Raw genomic sequence first — 19,915 nt, 5'->3', positions numbered from 1 at the left:
TCCCCTACACGTCCAGCAACGGGCGGTGCTTGATGTGCCGCGCGAACACGGCCATGAACTGCGGATCGACGCGCGCGCCCCACATCGCCAGCGAATGGCCGACGATCCAGAGCACGACACCGGGAATCCACAGTTGCAGGCCCAGCCCGACAGCGGCGGCCAACGTGCCGTTGGCGATCGCCACGGTGCGCGGTGCGCCGCCTAGCAAGATCGGCTCGGTGAGCGAGCGATGCAGCGGCACCTCGAACCCGGCCGCGAAGGTGTCCGGGGCACTCATACGACGGCCCCGCCGGAGAAGCTGAAGAACGACAGGAAGAAGCTCGAAGCCGCGAACGCGATGGACAGGCCGAACACGATCTGGATCAGCTTGCGAAAGCCGCCCGAGGTATCGCCGAAGGCCAGCGCCAGGCCCGTGGCGATGATGATGATGACCGCGACGATGCGCGCCACCGGCCCCTGGATGGATTCGAGGATGGATTGCAGCGGGCCTTCCCAGGGCATCGACGAGCCAGCGGCCTGCGCAGTGCCCGCAAGCAGCAGCATGAAGGCAGCGAGCATCAAGCCTTGCATAGTCGGGCGAGCCAGGCCATCCAACCGCGCGGGCCGGGGAAGCGGATTTACAGAAATACGGAAAGCATCAACGTGCGTCATGGCAGTTCTCCAGAAAGGTCGAGGGATGGGGAAGTCGCCGCAGCGGATGCGGCATCGGGAAGTGGCGGCAGCTCGGGAAACGGTGTTTCCATCGCATCCGCCAGTCGGTAGCCCACGCCGTCGAAGCCGACGACGCGGGCGATGCTCTCGATGCGGCGCTTGCGTCCGCGCCCGGCGATGTGGATCACCACATTGACCGCTTCCGCGATCAGCGCACGGGGCGGGTTCACCGCCACTTCGAGAATCAGTTGCTCCAGGCGCAGCAGCGCGCCGAGCGCGGAGCCGGCATGGATCGTGGCGATGCCGCCCGGATGGCCCGTGCCCCACACCTTGATGAGATCCAGCGCCTCGGCGCCGCGCACTTCGCCAACGACGACGCGATCCGGGCGCAGGCGCATGGACGAGCGCACCAGCTCGGTCATGGACACCACGCCCGCGCGCGTGCGCAGCGGCACGTGGTCGCGGGCCGCGCATTGCAGCTCCACCGTCTCTTCGAGTACCAGCACGCGGTCGCCCGTCGCGGCGATCTCGGCCAGCAGCGCATTGGCGAGCGTGGTCTTGCCGCTGCTGGTAGCCCCGGCGATCAACACGTTCTGCCGCTCGCGCACGGCGCGAACGAGAAAGCCCGCCTGCGCGCTGGCCATCATTCCGTCGATGACGTACCGCTCCAGCGGAATCACGCCGATGGCGCGCTTGCGCAATGCGAAGGCCGGCCCCGGCGCTGCCGGCGGCAAGATGCCCTCGAAGCGTTCGCCGGTTTCGGGCAGTTCGGCGGACAGCAGCGGCTGGCCGCGATGTACTTCTGCGCCAACGTGGGCGGCGACAAGGCGGATGATTCGCTCGCCGTCGGCCTCGGACAGCTCCACGCCCATCGGCGCGCGGCCCGAGGACAGGCGATCCACCCATAACGTCCGGTCGGGGTTGAGCATCACTTCCACCACGTCCGGGTCTTCGAGCGCGGCAGCGATCAGCGGCCCCATTGCCGTGCGCAGCATCTGGATGCGGCGGTCGAGCGAGGTGGCGAAGGACGAAGGCGCGGCGCTCATGAGGCGCGCTCCTGCGCTTCGGCAACTGCCGCCGCGTCATCCATCCGCATCGGATCGGGATGCAGTTCCTCCACCACGTCGCGCACCAGGCTGCGTCCGCGCATCAGGTGACGGCCCAACTGCTCCACGAACTGCTCGAAGCGCGCCTTGCCCTGGGCGCGCGCCGCTTCTTGGTGCGCCTCGGGAACTGGCGCGCTGACCGTGAGGTAGTAGCGGATGAACAGCGCCAGCGTTTCGATGGCGATGTTCTGGTCGCGCTCCATGCGCTCGGCATGGCGCGACAGGCGATCAAGCCGCTTGGCGATGGCGGCCTCGCGCTGGTCTGCCGCGTCCGGCGATAGCCAGGACGCCAAGGCAGCGGCGACGATGGACGACTTGGACACGCCTTTCTTGGCGGCCAGCTCGTCCAGACGCTTGGCTTGCTCCGGCTGGATGAACAGGTTGAGGCGGTAGTGGCTCATAGCTCGATTCCGTCGTTGGGGTCGAGGGAAGCCAGCCGGGCCGTGCGCTGCATGGCCGGATCAAGCTGGCGAGGAAGGGGAAGCGGCAGGTCGTCGTCGTCATCGAGCAACCCGAGGTCGGCTGCGGACGCGGCCAGCTCGGGGTCGTAGGCGACGGCTTCGGAAAGTTCGGGCTGACGGCGCGGGCCGCCGTCGTCGGCCGAACCCAAGTGCTCCAGGTCATCAGTAGGTGCAGTGGCCGGTGCGGCAGGCACGGCGGGAATCGCCAGCCCGCTCCAGTCGTCGGCCCGCGAGGGCGGCACGTCGGCATAGCGCCCGGCCGCAAGTACGGGCGGCGGCAGCACCCGCCGCTTGAAATTGGTGTCCGCGTAGTAGCGCAGCTTCTTGGCCTTGATGGGCGCCACGCTGGACACCATCACCACGGCTTCGTCGGGCGGAAGCTGCATCACTTCGCCCGGCGTCAGCAGCGGGCGCGCGGTTTCCTGGCGCGACACCATCAGGTGCCCCAGCCACGGCGCGAGCCGGTGGCCCGCGTAGTTGCGCTGTGCGCGTAGCTCGGTAGCCGTGCCCAGCGTCTCGGAAATCCGTTTGGCCGTGCGTTCGTCGTTCGTCGCAAACGTCACGCGGACATGGCAGTTATCGAGGATGGAATGGTTCTGCCCATACGCCTTGTCGATCTGGTTCAGGCTTTGGGCGATGAGGAAGCTGCGGATGCCATAGCCGGCCATGAAGGCCAACGCCGTCTCGAAGAAGTCGAGGCGCCCCAGCGCCGGGAACTCGTCGAGCATCAGCAGGAGCTTGTGGCGGCGATCGATGCCGTCGGAGCCATCGAGCGATTCCGTGAGGCGCCGCCCGATCTGGTTGAGGATCAGGCGAATGAGCGGCTTCGTCCGCGAAATGTCCGAAGGCGGCACCACCAGATACAGCGACACCGGATGCTCGGCCGCAATCAGGTCGGCGATGCGCCAATCGCAGCGCGACGTGACTTCGGCCACCGTGGGATCGCGGTAAAGGCCGAGGAACGACATGGCCGTGGACAGCACGCCCGAGCGTTCGTTGTCGCTCTTGTTGAGGACTTCACGCGCCGCCGATGCGACGACCGGATGCGGCCCATCGCCGAGGTGCGGCGTGGTCATCATCCGATGCAGCGTCAGCTCGAATGGGCAAGCCGGATCGGAAAGGAAGTTAGCGACGCCGCGTAGCGTCTTGTCCTCGCCGGCATAAAGCACATGCAGAATGGCCCCGACCAGCAGCGCGTGCGAAGTCTTCTCCCAGTGATTGCGCCGCTCCAGCGCGCCTTCGGGATCGACCAGGATGTCCGCGATGTTCTGCACGTCGCGCACTTCATGCGCGCCACGCCGGACTTCCAGCAGCGGGTTGTAGGCTGCCGACTTCGCATCGGTGGGGTTGAACAGCAGACAGTGCGAGAAGCGCGAGCGCCAACCTGCGGTGATGCTCCAGTTCTCGCCCTTGATGTCGTGGATGACGGCGGACGCAGGCCAGCTCAACAAGGTCGGCACTACCAGGCCGACACCTTTGCCGCTGCGCGTGGGCGCGAAGGTCAGGACGTGTTCCGGGCCTTCATGGCGCAGGTACTGGCGATCATGCTGACCGAGGAACACGCCGGCCGGCTGCGTGAGGCCAGCCTTGCGAATGTCATCCGCGTTCGCCCAGCGTGCCGAGCCGTAGGTCGTGACCAAGCGCGATTGGCGCGAGCGCCAAATCGACATGCCGATGGCAACCAGCACGGCCACCAAGCCATTGCCGCCCGCGATGGCGCCGCCGATGTCAAAGACGCGCGGCGCGTAGGCATCGAAGAAGAACCACCACTCGAACAGCCGCCAGGGGTGATAGACCGGCGTACCGAAGAAGTCGAACCAGGGCGAGCCAAGGCGTAGCTGATAGCCCAGGGCGGCGGCTGTCCATTGTGTGGCCGCCCACACGCCGGCGATCACGATGCCGAATACCACGGCAATCTGACCGAACAGCACGTTCGTCCCTTGCATAACCTCGCCTCCGATCACGACACACGGAGGTGCCGCAGCACCGAGGATCAAGGCGCGCGGATAGGCCGGTCAAAGGCCGTTATGGCGGGAATTCAGGCCGAAAAAGCCAGATTTCTTGCAGGGGCGAAAGTAATAAAAACGCCGCAAGCGCGAGCGCATTGCGGCGTGGTTAGGTAACAGCGAGAAGTTTGTCGCTGCGAAACGACTGCGAAGGGACTACTTGGATTTTTGCTCGGGCCGATCCCCGAAGAAACGCCGATTGGCAGCTTCGGCGGCACGCACACAAAGTTCGTCGCCGACCTTTGTGCGATCTTCCTTGCATTGCCGTTGAATCTCCTTGATGCGCTCGGGATTGGCGACGAGCGTGTCCACGGTTTCCGAGGGGTGAGAGGGGCCGCATGCAGTCAAGGTGGCGGCCAACATCAGCAACATCACTTTGTTCATGGTTCCAGTCCTTTCATTGGATGGGGTAGGAGTCCTCGGCGTCGAGGCTATCCGCCGAATCAATGAAGGCCACTCGTTCGATGAACCGAGCCAGCACCTCGGAAGGCTCCGCATGGCTGCGCAGCAGATAGGTCGTGAGCATGGGGGGCGTGCCCGCCAGGCGTCGAGCCACGACACCTGGCTCGCGGCTGGAAGCGATAAGCATGGGGCACCTTGGTGGTTGAAGTAGCCGAGGCGGATCGGCGCAGCCAGCGCATCAGGCCGCCCAGCACGGGCAGTTTCTCGTACAGCTCCTGGGCGGCATCCCAATAGTCGCGGTGCAGCGCCACGCGGCCCTGGGCGTCAAAGCGCACCAGGGTGGCACCGTGGATGCATTGCTCCACCTGCGGGCGCCAGCGGCGCATGCGAAAGCGGAACTCCCAGCCCAGAAAGGCCTGGTCGCCCTGCACGATGTGCTGGGTGACGGCAAAACGGGGCTGATCCAGCGTGGCGAACATGTGCGCAAAAATCTGCGCGATGGCGGGCACGCCGCGCACGTCGTTGAAGGGGTCTTTGAAGTGCGCATCGCTCGCGTAATAGGCGTCCAGCGTGGCCAGGTGCGCCGGCGAGAGCTGCTCGTACAGCGCAATCAGCCGCTGGGTGGCGGCCTGCGCTGTGGCCTGGGTGTCGCCGCAAACGATCGGGGTGGAAACGCGCATGCTCAAAGCCCCGTGAAACGGTGCACCAGCGGGAAATACCAGCGGTACGGCAGGCAACGCATGAGCTTGAGCACGCCCGTGAAGCGCTTGGGAAAGTGCAGCTCGAACTGCCCCCGCTCCCATCCGCGCACGATGGCTTGTGCCGCCTGCTCCGGCGTGAGCAGTGCCGGCATGGAAAACTGGTTTTGCGCCGTCAGCGGGGTATCGACGAAACCGGGGTTGATCAGGCTGACGCCCACGCCCTGAGGGCGCAGGTCAAGAAACAGGTTTTCCGCCAGGTTAATCAGCGCCGCCTTGGTGGGCCCGTAGGCCAGGCTTTGTGGCAAGGCGCGCCAACCGGCCACGCTGGCCACCAGGCTCAGGTGCGGCGCGCGCCCAGCGCCGGCGGCCTGGAGCAACGCGGGCACCACGGCGGCCAGCACGTGCAGCGCGCCCGTAACGTTCACGCTCTGGTGCTGCAGCAGCTCGGGCAAGTCCAGCGCGCCAGCCGACATGGGGCGGTAGTGGCCGGCGCAGTAGCAGACCAAATCCAGCAGGCCGCCCGCCAACAGCTGCTGCGCCGCGCCGGCGACGGCCTGCGCGTCGGTCACATCCAACGCCAGCGCCTGGCTGCCGGGGTGCTCGCGCACGAAGGCATCGAGCAAGGCCTGCTGACGCGCCGACACGCACACCTGCGCGCCACGTGCGTGCAGCAGCGACGCGACCGCGCGCCCGATGCCGCTGGACGCACCGACCAGCCACACGCGTTGGCCGCGCCAGTCGGTGATGGGGGGGTTGAGGGGCACGGCGTTAGTCCTTGGTGAAAGACAGCAGCACCTCGCCCAGCGTGATGCCAAACTTGCTCATGGTGGCGCGGTTGAGCATCACCCGCTCATCGACCAGGAACATCCAGTCGTCAAACTGCACGTCGTAGTCCTTGCCGTCCACCGGCAGGCGCAGCGTGTAGTTCCAGCGGAAGGCGTTGCCCGATTCCTGCCCCTCGGCCTCGCCCACCACGTCGTCGGCACGGCCGGTGTAGCGGCCATCGGCGTGCTTGGTCAGGCGCCAGACGCGGCGCTGGGTGCTGCCGTCGGAATAGCTGAAGGCCTCGTCCAGCACGCCCTGGTTGCCCTCCCAGTGGCAGTCCATGACCACGATGAAGCGGCGCACCACCTCGCCGCCGCGCTTTTGAAAGATGCCGTGGGCGCGGATGCGGCCATTGAAATATCGATCCAGCTCCAGCTTGGGGCGCTGTTGGGCGTAGTCGCTCACCTGGGGGCTCGCGCAGCCGGCCAGCACAGCCGAGCCCGCGAGCAGGGCAAGCAAGACATGGCGGCGTGTGTTCATGGTGTCACTCCTTGGGGTGGGTTTCGAGAGGTGATCAACAGGCGATGCAGCAACCAGGCCGCCATCAGCTTGAGCGCGCACGGCAGCAGCGCATAAATCCATGCCAGGCGTTGCAGTGCCAGCGGATCCTGGCTGCCCGGCATGTAGCCCAGCCATTGCAGCAGCGGCAGCGTGGCCCCGGCGGCCAGCGCCAGGTTGAGCTTGGTGGCCAGGTTCCACCAGCCCAGGTAGGCACCGTCATTCGTTCCCTGTGCGCCGCTGCGCTCGATCAGCAAGGCCAGAAGTGCGCCGGGCACGGCCAGGTCGGCGCCCAGCGCCGCGCCCGACAGCACGCAGATCACGGCAAATGCCGCCACCTGCCCGCCCTGCAGCGCGGCCGCCCAGCCAAAGCAGGCCACCGCCAGCAACATGCCGGCCAGCCACGCCCGCTCCAGCCCGAAGCGGCGCACCACCCGCAGCCAACCGGGCATGGACAGCGCACCGCTGACGAAATACAGCACCAGGAACAGCGCAATCTGCGGCGACGTAGCCTGCAGCCGATCCTGGGCGAAGAACAACATCAGCGCGGCTGGTATGGCGCTGGCGATGCCATTGCACAGAAACACCGCCAGCAGACGGCGGAAGGGCGCCTGGGTCAGCGGCAGCCAAAGTTGGCGATAGCGCGGCTCCCGTCCCTCATGCCCCTCCTGCGGCGCGGCTGAAAACGGCGGACGCGGCGCCTGCCACAGCGCCAGCCAACCGGCCAGCAATGCCAGTGCGAACACGCCCAGCATGGTGCCCGCGCCCCAGGCCACCGAGAGCGCGCTGGCCGTGACCACGCCGAGCAGGCCCGGCCCCTCGCGCCAGGCCACGATGCGGCTGCGCTGCACGGTGTCACCCCCCAGGCGCACCCCCCAGGCCTGGTGGGCGATGACCAGCAGACTGTGCGCCAGGCAGGTGAACAAGAGGCCTGCCACCATCCACGCCGCCAGTGCCCCCGGCCCCTGCACCGGCGGAAAAAACAGCCCCGCCATGCCGCCGCCCAAGAGCAGCGCCGATGCGCCAACTACCCACAGCACGGTGTGCGCGGTGCGGCGGTACAACCGGTCGCTCAGGCGCCCGAGCAGCGGTTCGGCCCCGGCATCGATCAGCCGCACCAGAAGCAGCAGCGCCCCCACACTGGCCAGCGGCAGGCCAAGGTTGCTGGCGTAATAGTGCGGCAGCACCACGTACAGCGGCAGCGCGGCAAAGGCCAGCGGCAAGCCCAGCAGCCCGTAGGCCAGCCCGTCGCGCCAGGGCAGCACTTGCGAGGGGTTCCATGACAAGGGGTGGGTCATGGCCCGGCTCCTGGCTTGCGCGCCAGCAAGGCGCTGCGCAGGCCGGGTTCTGACGTGCGTGGCGACAGCCAGATGCCGAAAAAGCGGCGTGCCAGCTCGGCGTCGTCAATCGCACCCAGGGCCTGCTGGCCGCGCCACAGGCGCATTCCCAGGCCAGGCTGGTACAGGCCCGTGAGGCGCTCGCCCGGCTGCACGTCGGGCAGTACGGCGGCCAGCGCACTTTGCCAGCGCTGGGCCTGCGCTGGCGCCAGATCTCCCTGGCGCTCGATCTCCTCGATGGAGCGCTGGGCAATGGCGGCGCCGGTAAAGGCGCGGTGGTAGGTCAGCTCCAGGGCCAGGGCGTAGGCGCCAAAGTCGGCCGCTTCAAACTGCAGACCGGCCCACAGGCGCGCGTCGTAGATGCGCAGCCCGAAAAATCGCATCTGCCCCTGGCCCCACAGCGTTGCATCGGGCAGCGCCTGGTGTATGAAGGCGGGCGGGGCCGATGCGTCCGCTGCCGATACGCCAGGGCCCGCGCTGGCAACAGCCACCCCCATGGCCACCGCTGCGGCCAGCACGCGGACTCTCGCCAGGTAAATCAATGGTGAAATCAGGCGGTAAGGCATATGCATCAAGCGCTGGCAGCTATCATTTTTTAATTTTTCACCAATGTGTACTGCACCACATCGATGCTGCCGCTGTCGAAGGCGGCTTCGCAGTACGCGAGGTAGAACTCCCAGGTGCGCAGGAACTTCGCATCAAAACCCTGCGCCAGCACCTGGGCATGCTGCTGGGTGAACTGGCGGTGCCAGCGGCGCAAGGTCTCGGCGTAGTCGGCGCCAAAGGCCAGCTCCTCCACCACGCGCAGACCGGCCTGCTGCGCCGCCGCGCGAAAGCGCGCCGGGCTGGGCAGGCAGCCGCCGGGGAAGACGTACTGCTGGATGAAGTCCGTGCCCTGCACATAGCGCTCGAACAGCGCGTCGTCGATGACGATGCTTTGCACGCAGGCGCGCCCGCCCGGTTTGAGCAAGCGCGCCACGGTGCCAAAGTAGCTGGGCCAGTAGGCCTGGCCCACGGCCTCGACCATTTCGATGGAGCAGATGGCGTCGAACGGCGCGTCCTGGATGTCGCGGTAGTCCTGCAGGCGCAGCTCGGCCCGGGCCGCCAGCCCGGCGCGCTGCAAGCGCTGCTGGCCAAACGCCAGTTGCTCGTTGGAGAGCGTCACGCCGGTCACATGGGCCTGGAACTCGCCCGCCGCCATTTCGGCCAGCGCACCCCAGCCGCAGCCGATCTCCAGCACCCGGCTGCCTGCTTGCACGCCGGCGCTGTGCAGTGCGCGGCGCACCTTGGCATGCTGCGCGGCGGTCAAATCGCCCGCCAGGTCACCTTGGAACCAGGCGGACGAGTAATTCATGCTCGGGTCCAGCCACAACTGGTAGAAGGCGTTGCCCAGGTCGTAGTGGGCCTGGATGTTGCGCCGGCTGCCGGTGCGCGTGTTGCGGTGGAGCAGATGGCGCAGCCGGTAGGCCAGCCGCCCCCACCAGGCGCCGTACACCAGCGACTCCAACGCGTCGCGGTTGGCCATCAGCAGGCGCAGCAAGTCACCCAGGTGCGGCGAGCTCCAGTGCTGATCGATATAGCCCTCGGCCAGGCCGATGTCGCCCGAGCGCAGCACCGCGCCAAACACCCGCCAATCGTGCAGGCGCAGGCTGGCGTGCGGCTGGCTGCCCTGGCCCAGTTGCAGCGTGCTGCCGTCGGGCAGCTCCAGGTGCAGCGTGCCGTGCTGCAGGCGCTGCAGCAGGCGCAGGCCGTGGCGCGCAGGGGCCGGCAGGCCGGCTGGCAGTGGAAGTTGAAACGCGGTGGTGGTCGTGATCATGGTCAGTGGTCGGATGAAGATGAGCGGGAAGATGAACGGGACACAGGCATCGCCGGCGCCTGGGGCTTGGTGTGGAACGGCACCTGCTTGAGCCACAGCAGCAAGGCGTTCCAGAGAATGCGGGCCATCACGCCCAGCGTCAGCAGGGGGTAGCGCCACAGCGCGCGGCGGCGGCTGGCGGCGGTGAGCGGCTCCAGCCGCCCGGCCATGCCGGTGAGCAGCACGGGGCCCTCGGCGTCGTGGTAGTCGATGCGCACGCGCGCCGATTGCAGGCCGTCGGCCCCACTCCGGCGAAACTCAAAGCGGTAGCCGCCATCGATGGCGCAAAACGGTGAGACGTGGAAGGCCTTGCGCGCCCGCAGCTCCTGGCCGTAGTGCGGGTGGTCGAGCAGGTAGGCGTGGCGCTCGCCAAAGGTGTTGTTCACCTCGGCCACGATGGCGCGCAGGCTGCCGTCCTGGCGGTGGCAGTACCAAAAGCTCACCGGCTTGAAGCTGTAGCCCAGCACGCGCGGGTAGCACTGCAGCCAGATTTCGCCCTGCGCATCGGTGATGCCCTCGGCCTGCAGCAGCGTCTCCAGCCAGGCCAGCGCGCCGCCCTGGCGCGGGTTTTTGCCGCCGCCATGGTCGGCGTCGCGAAACGACAGCGCACCCGCGCGGTTGAGCGCCAGCACGCCCGCTGCCTCGGGCCGCCCGCGCAGCGTGCGCATGGGCAGCAGCAGAAAGAAGGTGGGCACGATGAAGCGGTGGCGGCGCGGGCGCAGCCGGGTGTGCCACACATGGCCAAAGCCGATGTGCGGCACGTTGCCCGCCGGGGCGGCCAGGTGCATTGCCGGGGTCATGCCGCCTCCCGCCGGCGCAGTTGCGCCAGCAGCGCATCGGCGGCGCGGTAGCCCGACTGCAGGCCATCCTCATGAAAGCCATAGCCCGTCCATGCGCCCGCAAACCAGGTGTGCTGCGCGCCTTGCAGCAGCGGCAGCTGCTTTTGCGCGGCCAGCGCCCCCAGGTCGAACACCGGATGGTCGTAGTCGAACGCGCCCAGCACCCGCGCCGGGTCGATGCCGCGCACGGGGTTGAGCGACACCAGCACCGGCTGCGCAAACGGCAGCGGCTGCAGGCGGTTGAGCCAGTAATGCAGGCAGACGCGGGCGGACTCCTGCGTGCCGTTGGCTGCGCGCTCGTAGTTCCATGCCGCCCAGGCGGCGCGGCGCCCTGGCATCACGCGGGTGTCGGTGTGCAGTACGGCGCGGTTGGGCTGGTAGCGGATGGCGCCCAACACCTGCTGCTCGGCGGCGCTGGGCCGCGCCAGCAGGCGCAAGGCCTGGTCGCTGTGTACGGCCAGCACCACGGCATCGAAGTGCTCCACGCCGCTGCCAGTGCGGATGAATACACCGGCGGCATTGCGCTCGATGCGCTCTACAGGGGTTTGCAGCCGCGCATCCAGGCCGTCCAGGATGGCATGCACATACTGCCGCGCCCCGCCCGCCACGGTGTGCCACTGCGGCCGGTTCTGCACCTGGATCAGGCCGTGGTTGTGGCAAAAGCGCACCATGGTGGCTACGGGAAAGCGCAGCATCTGATCGGTCGGGCAACTCCAGATACAGCCCAGCATGGGCAGGAAATACCAGTGGCGAAACGCCGCGCCAAAGCCGTGCTGGTCCAAAAACTCACCCAGCGGCTGGGCCAGCGCCTGCTCCTGGCCACTGTCGGCCAGCGCGGTGCAGAGGCGGTTGAAGCGCAGCAGCTCCGACAGCATCCCCAAAAAGCGCGGGCGCAGCAGGTTGCGCCGCTGGGCAAACACGGTGGCCAGGCTGGAGCCGCTCCACTCCAGCGCCCCGGCGCCCAACGCGCCCGCGCCCGGCACCTGGACGGAAAACGACATGTCCGACGCGGCCGTGGGCACCTGCAACTCGTCCAGCAGCGCGATCAAGCCGGGGTAGGTACGCTCGTTGAACACCAGAAAGCCGGTGTCCACCCCGTGCGTCACGGTTTGGCCATGCGCATCGGGCAAGGACACATCCACGGTGTGGGTGTGGCCGCCGAAGTAGCGACCCGCCTCGAACAGCGTGACCCGCGCCTGCCCGCGCAGCCGGTGTGCGGCCGCCAGGCCCGAAATGCCCGATCCAATGACTGCGACTTTCATGGACTTTTCCGATCCGTGATGCTTGCCCGTGCAGCACGGTTGCGCTGCTCCTGTGGCGTAATGTACTAGACAAGAACATTTTTGTCCTAGACAATTAAGCGAACCAGCCCCAATCGCCATGAATTCACTGACCCCTCCGACCGTCACGACACCGCCCGCGCCCGGCAATGCCGGGCTGCCGATTGCCGCTGTCGAACGCGAAACCGGCCTGGGCAAGGACACGCTGCGCGTGTGGGAGCGGCGCTATCGGTTTCCCACGCCGTCGCGTGATTCCTCGGGCGACAGGCTGTACAGCCTGGAGCAGGTGCAGCAGCTCAAGCTGATTAGCCGGCTGCTCGATTCCGGCTTGCGCCCTGGCAAGGTGGTCGGCCTGGGTCAGGCTGCTTTGCAAGACCTGTTGACGCAGCACGCCCCGGTATCGGCTGTCATTTTGTCCAAGACAATCATGGACAATGCAGGCGCTGATCCCCTGATTGAGGCGCTGCTTCACGCCATTGGCACGCACGACCCGCGCGCCCTGCGGCACGGCCTCAGCCATGCCCAGTTGCGCATGGGGCTGGCCCCCTTCGTGACCGATCTGGTGGCGCCGCTGACGACGGCGGTGGGCGAAGCCTGGGCGCAGGGGCGTTTTGAAGTCTTTGAAGAACATCTGTACACCGAGGTCATCACCGGCGTGTTGCGCCATGCCATCGCCTCGCTGACCCCGCAGCCCGTGCCACAAGGCCCCAAGGTGCTGCTCACCACCGTGCCGCAAGAGCAGCACAGCCTGGGACTGCTGATGGTCGAGGCGCTGTTGGCGCTGGAGGGCTGCACCTGTGTGTCGCTGGGCACGCAGACCCCGTTGACCGACATCGCCCAGGCGGCGCTGGCGCATCGCGCCGATGTGGTGGCGCTGAGCTTCAGCAACCTGCACAAGGCGGCCGTGGTGCAGACCAGCCTGCGCGAGCTGCGCGCCCAACTGCCGGCCACCACCGCACTGTGGGTGGGCGGCGCGTGTACCGCCCTACACCAATGGCCGCTGCCTGGCATCAGCGCCGTACAGCATCTGTCGGGCTTGCAGCCCTTGGTGGCGCAGTGGCGCCACGCCCATTGACCGAAGGAAGGATTGGCCATGCAGTTCATTGCACGCACGTTAGCCAGCGCACGCACCCCCCTGTCGCGCCGCCACCGCCTCGGGCTGCTGGCCCTGCTGGTGGTCGGCACTGGCCTGCTGCTGGCCGGCTGCGCCAGCACGCGCCCGCCGCCCGGCGTCACGGCCGTCACCCCTTTTGACGTACAGCGCTACGCGGGCCGCTGGTACGAACTGGCGCGGCTCGATCACGCGTTCGAGCGCGGTATGACCGATGTCACTGCCACCTACACCGCGCAGGCTGACGGCAGCGTGCGCGTGGTCAACCGCGGCTATGCGCCCGCCACCGGCCAGTGGCGCGAGGCCGTGGGCAAGGCCTTGTTCACCGGCGCGCCCACCACGGGCTCGCTCAAGGTATCCTTCTTCGGGCCGTTCTACGGCGGCTACCACGTCGCCGCGCTGGACCCGGACTACCGCTGGGCGTTGGTGCTGGGGCCGGACACCAACTACTGCTGGATTCTGGCGCGCGACAAGCAGCTGCCCGCCGCGCAGCGCGACGCCATCGTGGCGCGGGCGCAGGCGCTGGGCGTCGATACCTCGTCGCTGATCTGGGTACCGCACGAGCGCCAGGATCCCGCACACTGAGCGTAAGCAGGCCATGGCTTACACCGTCGTCTGGTTCAAGCGCGACTTGCGGGTACACGACCATGCCCCGCTGGCACATGCCGCCGCGCACGGCCCGGTGCTGTGCCTGTACGTGCTGGAGCCCAGCCTGTGGGCGCAGCCAGACAGTGCGCTGCAGCACTACCAGTTTCTGCGCGAGAGCCTGCGCGACCTGGCGCAGCAATTGCGCAGTTGCGGCGCGCGGCTGCAACTGGCCGTGGGCGAAACGCCCGAGGTGCTGGCCCGGCTGTACGCGCTGCAGCCCTTTGCGCGCCTGGTATCGCACGAGGAAACCGGCAATGGCGCCACCTATGCCCGTGACCTGGCCGTGGCCCGCTGGTGCCGCCGGCAGGGCGTGGCCTGGCAGGAATGGCCGCAGCACGGGGTGGTGCGGCGCCTTCCCTCGCGTGAGCAGTGGCACGGCCTGTGGCAGGCGCATATGCAGGCACCCTGCCTGCCGCCGCCGCTGCCGGCGAGCCTGCGATCCGTTTGCTTACCGTGGCGCGACACGTGGCCCGCACCGGAGACCATGGGGCTGTCTGATGCCCACGACCCGCCCCAGCGCCAGCGCGGTGGGCGCGCGCCGGGCCAGCAGGTGCTGCATGACTTTCTGCACGCACGCGCAGCCTTTTACCGCGGCGGCATCTCGTCGCCGCTGACGGCGCCCACGGCTTGCTCGCGCCTGTCGCCCTATCTGGCGCTGGGCTGCCTGGGCATGCGCGAAGCGGTGCAGGCCACGCAGCAACGGCAAGTGCAGCTCAAGTTGCAGGACGCACAGCAGGCGGCGCATGTACGCCAAGCCTTCCTTGCGCAGTTCGGTCAGCACGGCGGCGGTGGGGATGTAGGCGTACCGCTGCGAACGGCTCTCATGCGGCGCGTCCGCGAAGATGGACGGCGCTACGCGGTGAATCTGGTCATCGGTCAGCGGGTAATCGCTGCGCAGCGAGGGGGAGCGGGAAGCGAAACGGGATGCGAGTTGCATGGTCTTTCTCCTGACGAAAAGGGTTTGCTGTTCAAGCCGCACACCGGATTCCTAGATTCGGAGCCCAGCCTTTCGGCTGTTCTGTGCGGTTGGCACGAGGAACCCGGTTGGCCCTGTTGCCACCGTCTTTCCTGAGTTCATCGCCCGCGACGGTCAGGAGCGCGCGAACGGGTGCCGTCAAGGAAACAAGCGCGGGGTGGGTGCGGCCCGCAGGCGCAGCCGAGGACACGGCCCTGCGCGCCTTGACGGCGCACGGGCGCGGGCTACAGTCGCGGACAAGGTGATGAAGTCAGGGAAGACGGCTGGACATGGCAACGGCCTTCCCACACGCCGACCGCACGGCAAGCGAAGCGCGCAGGCCCGAAGCTGGAAGCCGGGCCGGAGGCGTCAGCCGAGCGGAGCGAGGGAACGATGGAAGCCCGACAGGGGCGAAACCCCGCAGGGGGGTCGATGCGCAGCACGACAGCGCGACCGGCCATCTCGCAGGGGGCCGGGGACGCCCGGACTTCAATGCTTGATGCACAAGCTCATGTGCTAGTCATCGGGAAACAGGTTCGACAGCGACTGCCGTGGTCTGGCCGATCCGGCGTAGCCGGGTCGGCGGTGTTCAGGGGCGCCAAGCCTGCGCGGCGGGGATAGCCCGCAGGGCTTTCCCCTGGAGAGCAAGTCGAAGGCGCGCAGGCATCGCGCCTCGTGGGCGCGATGCGAAGGGGCGTCCCGCGACGCCCCCAGGGCCGGGTCAGACGATGACCCGCCCGGCCAGCCGCTCATCGTGCGCATAGGCGCTCAACCGCTTCTCGGCCCGAAAAGACAGGTCGCGCTCAATCGGCAGGCCCAACCCGCCGCGCACCGTCGCCAGCTCACCCAGGCTGACCCAGCCAATTTCCGGCTCACCCAGCCCCAGGTCGTAAAGGCCGAAGGCGTGGTCGTGGTCATCGGGATCAATCTCGGTCAGCAGCCAGGTCGCGCCAGCATCCGGCGTGAACAGCTTGACCATGGGGGCCGGATCGAAGTCCGGGTTCTGCAAGGATTCGCGGCCATTGGCCAGCAGCACGATGCGCTGCTCGTCGGTGATGAGTGCGTGGTTCATGGTGAACTCCTGAAAGGTTGCCGGGCGGAATTGCCCGACCCTTCCGGGGCACGGCGCAGCGCAAGCAGTCAGGGGGCAACGACGGCCGCCAGGACGCAAGCGCCCTCGGCGCGCAGCCCTTGACGGCGCGAACGCCGTGGCACGATGAAGGGAACAGCAAGCCGCCACCCTCCAACAAAGGCACGGACTGGCAAGCGAAGCGCGCAGCGCCGCAGGCGCGGAGGAACCGGCACCGGGCGCAGCAGAAAAAAAGTGCGCCGCCCCCGCAGGGACGACGCACCGAAGGCTGTCCGGCGCGATCAGTTCGCCGCCGATGCCGTCATCGACTGCAACTGGTCGATCACGCCAGGCTCGACGAACACGCAAGCCTGCTCGTCCGCGATCGGCACGTTGAACATCTGCGCGAACACCGTGCGCCGCAGGTGCGCCAGCCGCCCCGTCCGGTACGCCTGCTCGGGCTTCATGCGGCCACCGGCCTGCGAACCGCTGCGCTGCGGATCGCATTCGACCAGCGCGACGAAGCCATCGTCGGCCAGCTTCCGATGCTCGGGGCACAGACCCCAGCCGGTCGCCGTATGGCGCTCCATGCTCGCGCGCAGGCGCTTGTCCAGCAGGATGGCGCCGGTATCGAACGCCGTGCCGCAAACGAGGCAAACATGCTGTTCGAGTGAAACGTGTGATTTGTCGTTCATGACGATCTCCGGTTGCACGGGCGGAATTGCCCGGAACCGTCGCCAGCACGGCGCAGCGCAAGCAGTCAGGGGTCGCAGACGGCCGCCAGGACGCCAGCGCGCAAGGCGCGCGCCGCCCTTGACGGCGAGAACGCCGTGATACGGTGAAGGGAACAGCAAGACCGCCTCCCTCACACCTCCATGCTCCTCGGCTTTCGGCAAGCGAAGCGCGCAGGCCCGCGCGGGCCGGAGTTGCGCTGCCGGACGCAGCAAAAAGGGGGCTGAAGCCCCCTCGGTCAGATCAGGCCGCGTTCGGCGAATGACGTGGTGCTGCTGCCCGTGACGACGATGTGATCCAACGTGCGAACGTCCACCAGCGCCAGCGACTCCTTGAGCCGCTGGGTCAGCGCCCGGTCGGCCGCGCTTGGCTCCGGGTTCCCGCTCGGATGGTTGTGCGACACGATGACCGCCGCCGCATTGAGCCGCAGTGCCTCCTTGACCAACTCGCGCGGGTACACCGATGCACTGTCGATGGTGCCGCGAAACATCTCTGTGTATTCGATCAGGCGATGCTGCGAATCGAGGAACAGCACCGCAAAGACTTCGTGCTCGTAGCCGGCCAGCTTGGCGCACAGGTACTCCTTGACCGCCGCCGGTGAAGTGAACGAGGCACCGCGCTGCATCTTGTGCTCGATGGCCTGGCGCGCGGCCTCCAGAATCTGGTCAGTCGTCGCCAGCAGGTAGCGGCCCTGCGCATCACGCACCATCAGCGAGGCATCGAACGAGGAAAAGGACAGTTGCGACATGATCGTGCTCCGGTTGCTCGGGCGGAATTGCCCGGAACCGTCGGGAGCACGGCGCAGCGCAAGCAGTCAGGGGTCGCAGACGGCCGCCAGGACGCAAGCGCGCACCCGCGCGCGCCGCCCTTGACGGCGAGAACGCCGTGATACGGTGAAGGGAACAGCAAGACCGCCTACACCCCGCCCACTGCACACACCCGCCTTTGGGCAAGCGCAGCGCGCAGGCCCGAGAGGGCCGGAGGCGCCAGGGATCAAAGCCGGATGGCCGCGATTCGGCACGAAGCGCGGGGCGCAGCCCGAGAGCCCGACGGCGGCACGCCGGGACGCCCGGTTATTGCCGGAGCTTCTTGGGCTGCCTCACCACACGCGACTCCAGCAAGCGCCGCGTGGTTTCCAGCTCTTTCTGCAACAGCTCGGCATCTGGCAACACGGTACGGTAGTTCGCCGCCATCACCTTCGTCGGCAAACCTTCCAAGGCATACCGCGCCAGCGCATGGCCCTTGTCAGCACAGAGAATCAACCCCACGGGCGGGTTCTCATCGGGATAGGCCCAATGCTCCTTGGCGTAGTTGCAATACATGTCCATCTGGCCCACGTCCGCATGGGTCAGGCTGCCCAGCTTCAAGTCGATGATGACCAAGCAACGCAACTTGCGATGGTAGAACAGCAGATCGACCCGATACCAGGTCTGGTCAATGCGCAAGCGCCGCTGCCGGCCGACGAAGGTGAAGCCTTCGCCCAGCTCCAGCAGAAAATCCTCCAGCCGCTGGATCAACGCGGCCTCCAGATCGGATTCCGAATACTCGTCCTTGAGATTCAGGAACTCCAGCACATACGGATCTTTGATCGCGTCGTCGGGCGTGACGGCATCCTCGGGCCTCGCCACCGCTCCCTTGACCAGCATCGCCGCCTTATCCTTGGACAAGGCGGTGCGCTCGTAAAACTGGCTGCCAATCTGCCGGTCAAGCTGGCGCACGCTCCAGCCGCCGCGCAGTGCCTCGGCTTCGTAGAAGCGCCGGGCATGGTTGTCCTTGACCACCAGCAGCCGCACATAGGCCGACCACGGCAGCGTGAACACCTGTGCCAGCTCGGCGAGGCTCAATTTCCCAGACACTGTCTGGGATTTCTCGTCGGGCAGCTCGTTGTCCAATTTCCCAGACAGTGTCTGGGAAATCTCGGAGACAGGGTATGCGAGGAAGAACCGCCGCATGTTCTCCAGGTTGTTCACGCCAAAGCCCCGCCCAAACTGCGCGGTCAAATCAGTGGACAGTCGCTCCATCAACTGCTCACCGTAACCCGCACGTCGTTTGCCCTGTTGCTCGGCCTCCACTATGCGGCGGCCAATCTCCCAATAGCTCGCCGTCATCAGCGCATTGACGCTGCGTGCCGCCGCCTGGCGCGCAGCGCCAAGCAGCTCCACGATGCCGCTGTGGATGCCGGCGTAGCCGGCAGGCAAAGCGGCGGGTGCGGCTCCCGCCGCCGCAGGCGTCTTCTTGATCATGCTGCCACCTCTGCGGGACGTTGCGCCTCGGTGATCGTCTTGCGCCGGTTCGCCACCAGTTCAGCCGCCTTGCGCACCGGATCGTCCTCGGTGTGGACGTAGCGCATGAACATCGCCACGGTCTTGTGCGCCGTCAGCGCCATGCCGACCTTGACCGGGATGCCCGAGTTGGCAATGTCGGTCGCAGAACGGTGGCGGATACCGTGCGTGCCGACGTGCGTGGCGCCCGCCGCCTTGAGGGCGCGGCTCCAGCCGTTGTAATACTCGCCCGTGGTCAGATGCTTGCCCGGATGGCTTGGAGACGGCAGCACGTAGGGAATGCCTTCCTGCCGTGGCGCCGTTGAGAGCAGCCGATAGGCTTCCTCGCTCATGGGCTTGGACATGCCACCCGTCTTGCTGTCCGGCCAGACCACGCGGCGGTTGTCCATGTCCACCCAATCCCATTGGAGCGTCACGATTTCGGAGCGGCGGCCGGCGAACTCGAATTGCAGACGGATCGCCAGCGGGATGACGTAGTTCTCCAGACCCTCGGCTTCGATGTGCTCCAGTCGCCGAAACAGCTTGCCCATGTCCTCGTCGCTGATGAGGTGGGTAGCCCTGCCGTTGGGATACATCGGGACGTGGCGGCAAGGGTTGGTGCCGTCAGGCCGGTGGCCCCACACCTCGGCCAGGTTGAACATCTTGCGCATCACGCTGAAAGCACGGTTGGCCTCGGCGGGCTTGTGGGCCATCTTCTTCATCGCCGTGGCCACGTCCGGCCGCTTCACGTCCTGAACCTTCAAACGGCCCAGCATCGGAACGATGCAGCGGTCGATGACGGCCTGATACCCGCGCTGGGTGCTGGGCTTGTTGCGCTGCTTGGAGTAGTCCTCCATGAACTTGGTGCACAGCTCCTTGACCGTGGGGGCTGAACGGGCGGCGGCCTTGGCCGCGCTGGGGTCGCCGCCCCGGCGCACCTCGGCCAGCCATTCCTGGGCCAGCGAACGGGCCTGCTCGACGGTCAGTTCCCCGTACAGGCCCAATGCGGGCTTGCGCCGCTCGCCGGCGTTCGTGCGGTACTGGAGCATGAACACCTTGCGGCCCGCTGGTGTAATCTTGCACAAGAAGCCGGGCACCAGCGTGTCCCGGAGTTCGACGGCTTGCGCCTGCGGTTGTGCCGCATCGACTGCGGACTTAGTGAGCTTGATTTTCGCCAT

General features: G+C 67.3%; 20 protein-coding genes and 4 pseudogenes. 3 read left to right on the top strand and 21 right to left on the bottom strand.

Annotated features, from left to right (window positions below; genetic code table 11):
* Window positions 1-4: 4 nt before the first annotated feature.
* The 15 genes and pseudogenes from AVS7_RS23190 to AVS7_RS23130 all read right to left on the bottom strand — a co-directional run bounded on the left by AVS7_RS23190 (window position 5) and on the right by AVS7_RS23130 (window position 11,943).
* The gene (locus tag AVS7_RS23190) at window positions 5-277 is read right to left on the bottom strand and encodes a VirB3 family type IV secretion system protein (protein WP_020230337.1); all 273 of its coding nucleotides are present in this window, start codon (window positions 275-277) and stop codon (window positions 5-7) included.
* The gene (locus tag AVS7_RS23185; protein ID WP_034691484.1) at window positions 274-651 is read right to left on the bottom strand and encodes a TrbC/VirB2 family protein; all 378 of its coding nucleotides are present in this window, start codon (window positions 649-651) and stop codon (window positions 274-276) included. Before AVS7_RS23185 ends, AVS7_RS23190 begins: the two co-directional genes overlap by 4 nt.
* A complete protein-coding gene (trbB, locus tag AVS7_RS23180) occupies window positions 648-1,697 on the bottom strand; it encodes a P-type conjugative transfer ATPase TrbB (protein WP_020230335.1) in 1,050 nt (349 codons plus the stop codon). Before trbB ends, AVS7_RS23185 begins: the two co-directional genes overlap by 4 nt.
* A complete protein-coding gene (locus AVS7_RS23175) occupies window positions 1,694-2,158 on the bottom strand; it encodes a ribbon-helix-helix protein, CopG family (protein ID WP_020230334.1) in 465 nt (154 codons plus the stop codon). The genes trbB and AVS7_RS23175 overlap by 4 nt, the downstream gene beginning before the upstream one ends.
* Entirely contained in the window at window positions 2,155-4,164 is a 2,010-nt protein-coding gene (locus AVS7_RS23170) for a conjugal transfer protein TraG (RefSeq protein WP_020230333.1), read from the bottom strand. The genes AVS7_RS23175 and AVS7_RS23170 overlap by 4 nt, the downstream gene beginning before the upstream one ends.
* Before the next feature lie 216 nt (window positions 4,165-4,380).
* Window positions 4,381-4,608, bottom strand: a complete 228-nt coding sequence (locus tag AVS7_RS24195) for an EexN family lipoprotein (protein ID WP_024002173.1) — start codon at window positions 4,606-4,608, stop codon at window positions 4,381-4,383.
* A 13-nt stretch (window positions 4,609-4,621) separates the two neighbouring features.
* A pseudogene (locus AVS7_RS25320) lies at window positions 4,622-4,807 on the bottom strand (LysR family transcriptional regulator); the annotation flags it as partial.
* A pseudogene (locus tag AVS7_RS23165) lies at window positions 4,794-5,306 on the bottom strand (nuclear transport factor 2 family protein); the annotation flags it as partial. The pseudogenes AVS7_RS23165 and AVS7_RS25320, both read right to left, overlap by 14 nt.
* A gap of 2 nt (window positions 5,307-5,308) precedes the next feature.
* Window positions 5,309-6,091, bottom strand: a complete 783-nt coding sequence (locus AVS7_RS23160; protein WP_020230330.1) for an SDR family NAD(P)-dependent oxidoreductase — start codon at window positions 6,089-6,091, stop codon at window positions 5,309-5,311.
* A gap of 4 nt (window positions 6,092-6,095) precedes the next feature.
* Complete coding sequence (locus AVS7_RS23155) at window positions 6,096-6,632, bottom strand: DUF3833 domain-containing protein (RefSeq protein ID WP_020230329.1); 537 nt, start codon at window positions 6,630-6,632, stop codon at window positions 6,096-6,098.
* Window positions 6,629-7,948, bottom strand: coding sequence for an MFS transporter (locus AVS7_RS23150; RefSeq protein ID WP_024002171.1), 1,320 nt, complete (start codon window positions 7,946-7,948; stop codon window positions 6,629-6,631). The genes AVS7_RS23155 and AVS7_RS23150 overlap by 4 nt, the downstream gene beginning before the upstream one ends.
* Entirely contained in the window at window positions 7,945-8,505 is a 561-nt protein-coding gene (locus AVS7_RS23145; RefSeq protein WP_020230327.1) for a chalcone isomerase family protein, read from the bottom strand. The genes AVS7_RS23150 and AVS7_RS23145 overlap by 4 nt, the downstream gene beginning before the upstream one ends.
* Window positions 8,506-8,582: 77 nt before the next feature.
* The gene (locus tag AVS7_RS23140) at window positions 8,583-9,803 is read right to left on the bottom strand and encodes a cyclopropane-fatty-acyl-phospholipid synthase family protein (protein ID WP_020230326.1); all 1,221 of its coding nucleotides are present in this window, start codon (window positions 9,801-9,803) and stop codon (window positions 8,583-8,585) included.
* Between the two features lie 2 nt (window positions 9,804-9,805).
* The gene (locus tag AVS7_RS23135) at window positions 9,806-10,630 is read right to left on the bottom strand and encodes a DUF1365 domain-containing protein (RefSeq protein ID WP_020230325.1); all 825 of its coding nucleotides are present in this window, start codon (window positions 10,628-10,630) and stop codon (window positions 9,806-9,808) included.
* An 8-nt stretch (window positions 10,631-10,638) separates the two neighbouring features.
* Window positions 10,639-11,943, bottom strand: coding sequence for an NAD(P)/FAD-dependent oxidoreductase (locus AVS7_RS23130; RefSeq protein ID WP_020230324.1), 1,305 nt, complete (start codon window positions 11,941-11,943; stop codon window positions 10,639-10,641).
* 118 nt (window positions 11,944-12,061) lie between these two features.
* Between AVS7_RS23130 and AVS7_RS23125 the strand changes: the two genes are divergently transcribed.
* The 3 genes and pseudogenes from AVS7_RS23125 to AVS7_RS25315 all read left to right on the top strand — a co-directional run.
* On the top strand, window positions 12,062-13,036 hold the full coding sequence (locus AVS7_RS23125) for a cobalamin-dependent protein (protein ID WP_020230323.1): 975 nt from the start codon (window positions 12,062-12,064) through the stop codon (window positions 13,034-13,036).
* Between the two features lie 18 nt (window positions 13,037-13,054).
* Window positions 13,055-13,657: a lipocalin family protein gene (locus AVS7_RS23120; RefSeq protein ID WP_020230322.1), complete on the top strand. Its 603-nt coding sequence runs from the start codon at window positions 13,055-13,057 to the stop codon at window positions 13,655-13,657.
* Window positions 13,658-13,670: 13 nt separating this feature from the next.
* Window positions 13,671-14,006, top strand: a pseudogene (locus tag AVS7_RS25315) (deoxyribodipyrimidine photo-lyase); the annotation flags it as partial.
* A 468-nt stretch (window positions 14,007-14,474) separates the two neighbouring features.
* Here the strand turns inward: AVS7_RS25315 and AVS7_RS24190 are convergent.
* From AVS7_RS24190 to AVS7_RS23090, 6 genes and pseudogenes are all read right to left on the bottom strand, one after another.
* Window positions 14,475-14,657 (bottom strand): annotated as a pseudogene (locus AVS7_RS24190) (hypothetical protein); the annotation flags it as partial.
* Window positions 14,658-15,396: 739 nt separating this feature from the next.
* Window positions 15,397-15,747, bottom strand: a complete 351-nt coding sequence (locus tag AVS7_RS23110) for a DUF2958 domain-containing protein (RefSeq protein ID WP_015914738.1) — start codon at window positions 15,745-15,747, stop codon at window positions 15,397-15,399.
* 299 nt (window positions 15,748-16,046) lie between these two features.
* The gene (locus AVS7_RS23105; protein ID WP_015914739.1) at window positions 16,047-16,439 is read right to left on the bottom strand and encodes a vacuolar-type H+ATPase subunit A; all 393 of its coding nucleotides are present in this window, start codon (window positions 16,437-16,439) and stop codon (window positions 16,047-16,049) included.
* A gap of 275 nt (window positions 16,440-16,714) precedes the next feature.
* Window positions 16,715-17,224, bottom strand: coding sequence for a DNA repair protein RadC (gene radC, locus AVS7_RS23100; RefSeq protein ID WP_020230320.1), 510 nt, complete (start codon window positions 17,222-17,224; stop codon window positions 16,715-16,717).
* Between the two features lie 325 nt (window positions 17,225-17,549).
* On the bottom strand, window positions 17,550-18,719 hold the full coding sequence (locus AVS7_RS23095) for a YhcG family protein (RefSeq protein ID WP_024002167.1): 1,170 nt from the start codon (window positions 18,717-18,719) through the stop codon (window positions 17,550-17,552).
* Entirely contained in the window at window positions 18,716-19,915 is a 1,200-nt protein-coding gene (locus tag AVS7_RS23090) for a site-specific integrase (RefSeq protein WP_020230318.1), read from the bottom strand. Before AVS7_RS23090 ends, AVS7_RS23095 begins: the two co-directional genes overlap by 4 nt.

This window comes from Acidovorax sp. MR-S7, assembly GCF_000400995.2.
Classification (GTDB): domain Bacteria; phylum Pseudomonadota; class Gammaproteobacteria; order Burkholderiales; family Burkholderiaceae_C; genus MR-S7.
The sequence above is the reverse complement of the archived record's forward strand: the minus strand, read 5'-3'. Positions and strand labels throughout refer to the sequence as shown.

Excerpts from the sequence above, each read along its gene's own strand:
- trbB (WP_020230335.1), bottom strand. The coding sequence starts at position 1,697 with ATGAGCGCCGCGCCTTCGTCCTTCGCCACCTCGCTCGACCGCCGCATC.
- AVS7_RS23130 (WP_020230324.1), bottom strand. The coding sequence starts at position 11,943 with ATGAAAGTCGCAGTCATTGGATCGGGCATTTCGGGCCTGGCGGCCGCA.
- AVS7_RS23095 (WP_024002167.1), bottom strand. The coding sequence starts at position 18,719 with ATGATCAAGAAGACGCCTGCGGCGGCGGGAGCCGCACCCGCCGCTTTG.
- AVS7_RS23170 (WP_020230333.1), bottom strand. The coding sequence starts at position 4,164 with ATGCAAGGGACGAACGTGCTGTTCGGTCAGATTGCCGTGGTATTCGGC.
- AVS7_RS23155 (WP_020230329.1), bottom strand. The coding sequence starts at position 6,632 with ATGAACACACGCCGCCATGTCTTGCTTGCCCTGCTCGCGGGCTCGGCT.
- AVS7_RS23150 (WP_024002171.1), bottom strand. The coding sequence starts at position 7,948 with ATGACCCACCCCTTGTCATGGAACCCCTCGCAAGTGCTGCCCTGGCGC.
- AVS7_RS23110 (WP_015914738.1), bottom strand. The coding sequence starts at position 15,747 with ATGAACCACGCACTCATCACCGACGAGCAGCGCATCGTGCTGCTGGCC.
- AVS7_RS24195 (WP_024002173.1), bottom strand. The coding sequence starts at position 4,608 with ATGAACAAAGTGATGTTGCTGATGTTGGCCGCCACCTTGACTGCATGC.
- AVS7_RS23105 (WP_015914739.1), bottom strand. The coding sequence starts at position 16,439 with ATGAACGACAAATCACACGTTTCACTCGAACAGCATGTTTGCCTCGTT.
- AVS7_RS23190 (WP_020230337.1), bottom strand. The coding sequence starts at position 277 with ATGAGTGCCCCGGACACCTTCGCGGCCGGGTTCGAGGTGCCGCTGCAT.
- radC (WP_020230320.1), bottom strand. The coding sequence starts at position 17,224 with ATGTCGCAACTGTCCTTTTCCTCGTTCGATGCCTCGCTGATGGTGCGT.
- AVS7_RS23185 (WP_034691484.1), bottom strand. The coding sequence starts at position 651 with ATGACGCACGTTGATGCTTTCCGTATTTCTGTAAATCCGCTTCCCCGG.
- AVS7_RS23090 (WP_020230318.1), bottom strand. The coding sequence starts at position 19,915 with ATGGCGAAAATCAAGCTCACTAAGTCCGCAGTCGATGCGGCACAACCG.
- AVS7_RS23125 (WP_020230323.1), top strand. The coding sequence starts at position 12,062 with ATGAATTCACTGACCCCTCCGACCGTCACGACACCGCCCGCGCCCGGC.
- AVS7_RS23120 (WP_020230322.1), top strand. The coding sequence starts at position 13,055 with ATGCAGTTCATTGCACGCACGTTAGCCAGCGCACGCACCCCCCTGTCG.
- AVS7_RS23135 (WP_020230325.1), bottom strand. The coding sequence starts at position 10,630 with ATGCACCTGGCCGCCCCGGCGGGCAACGTGCCGCACATCGGCTTTGGC.
- AVS7_RS23140 (WP_020230326.1), bottom strand. The coding sequence starts at position 9,803 with ATGATCACGACCACCACCGCGTTTCAACTTCCACTGCCAGCCGGCCTG.
- AVS7_RS23175 (WP_020230334.1), bottom strand. The coding sequence starts at position 2,158 with ATGAGCCACTACCGCCTCAACCTGTTCATCCAGCCGGAGCAAGCCAAG.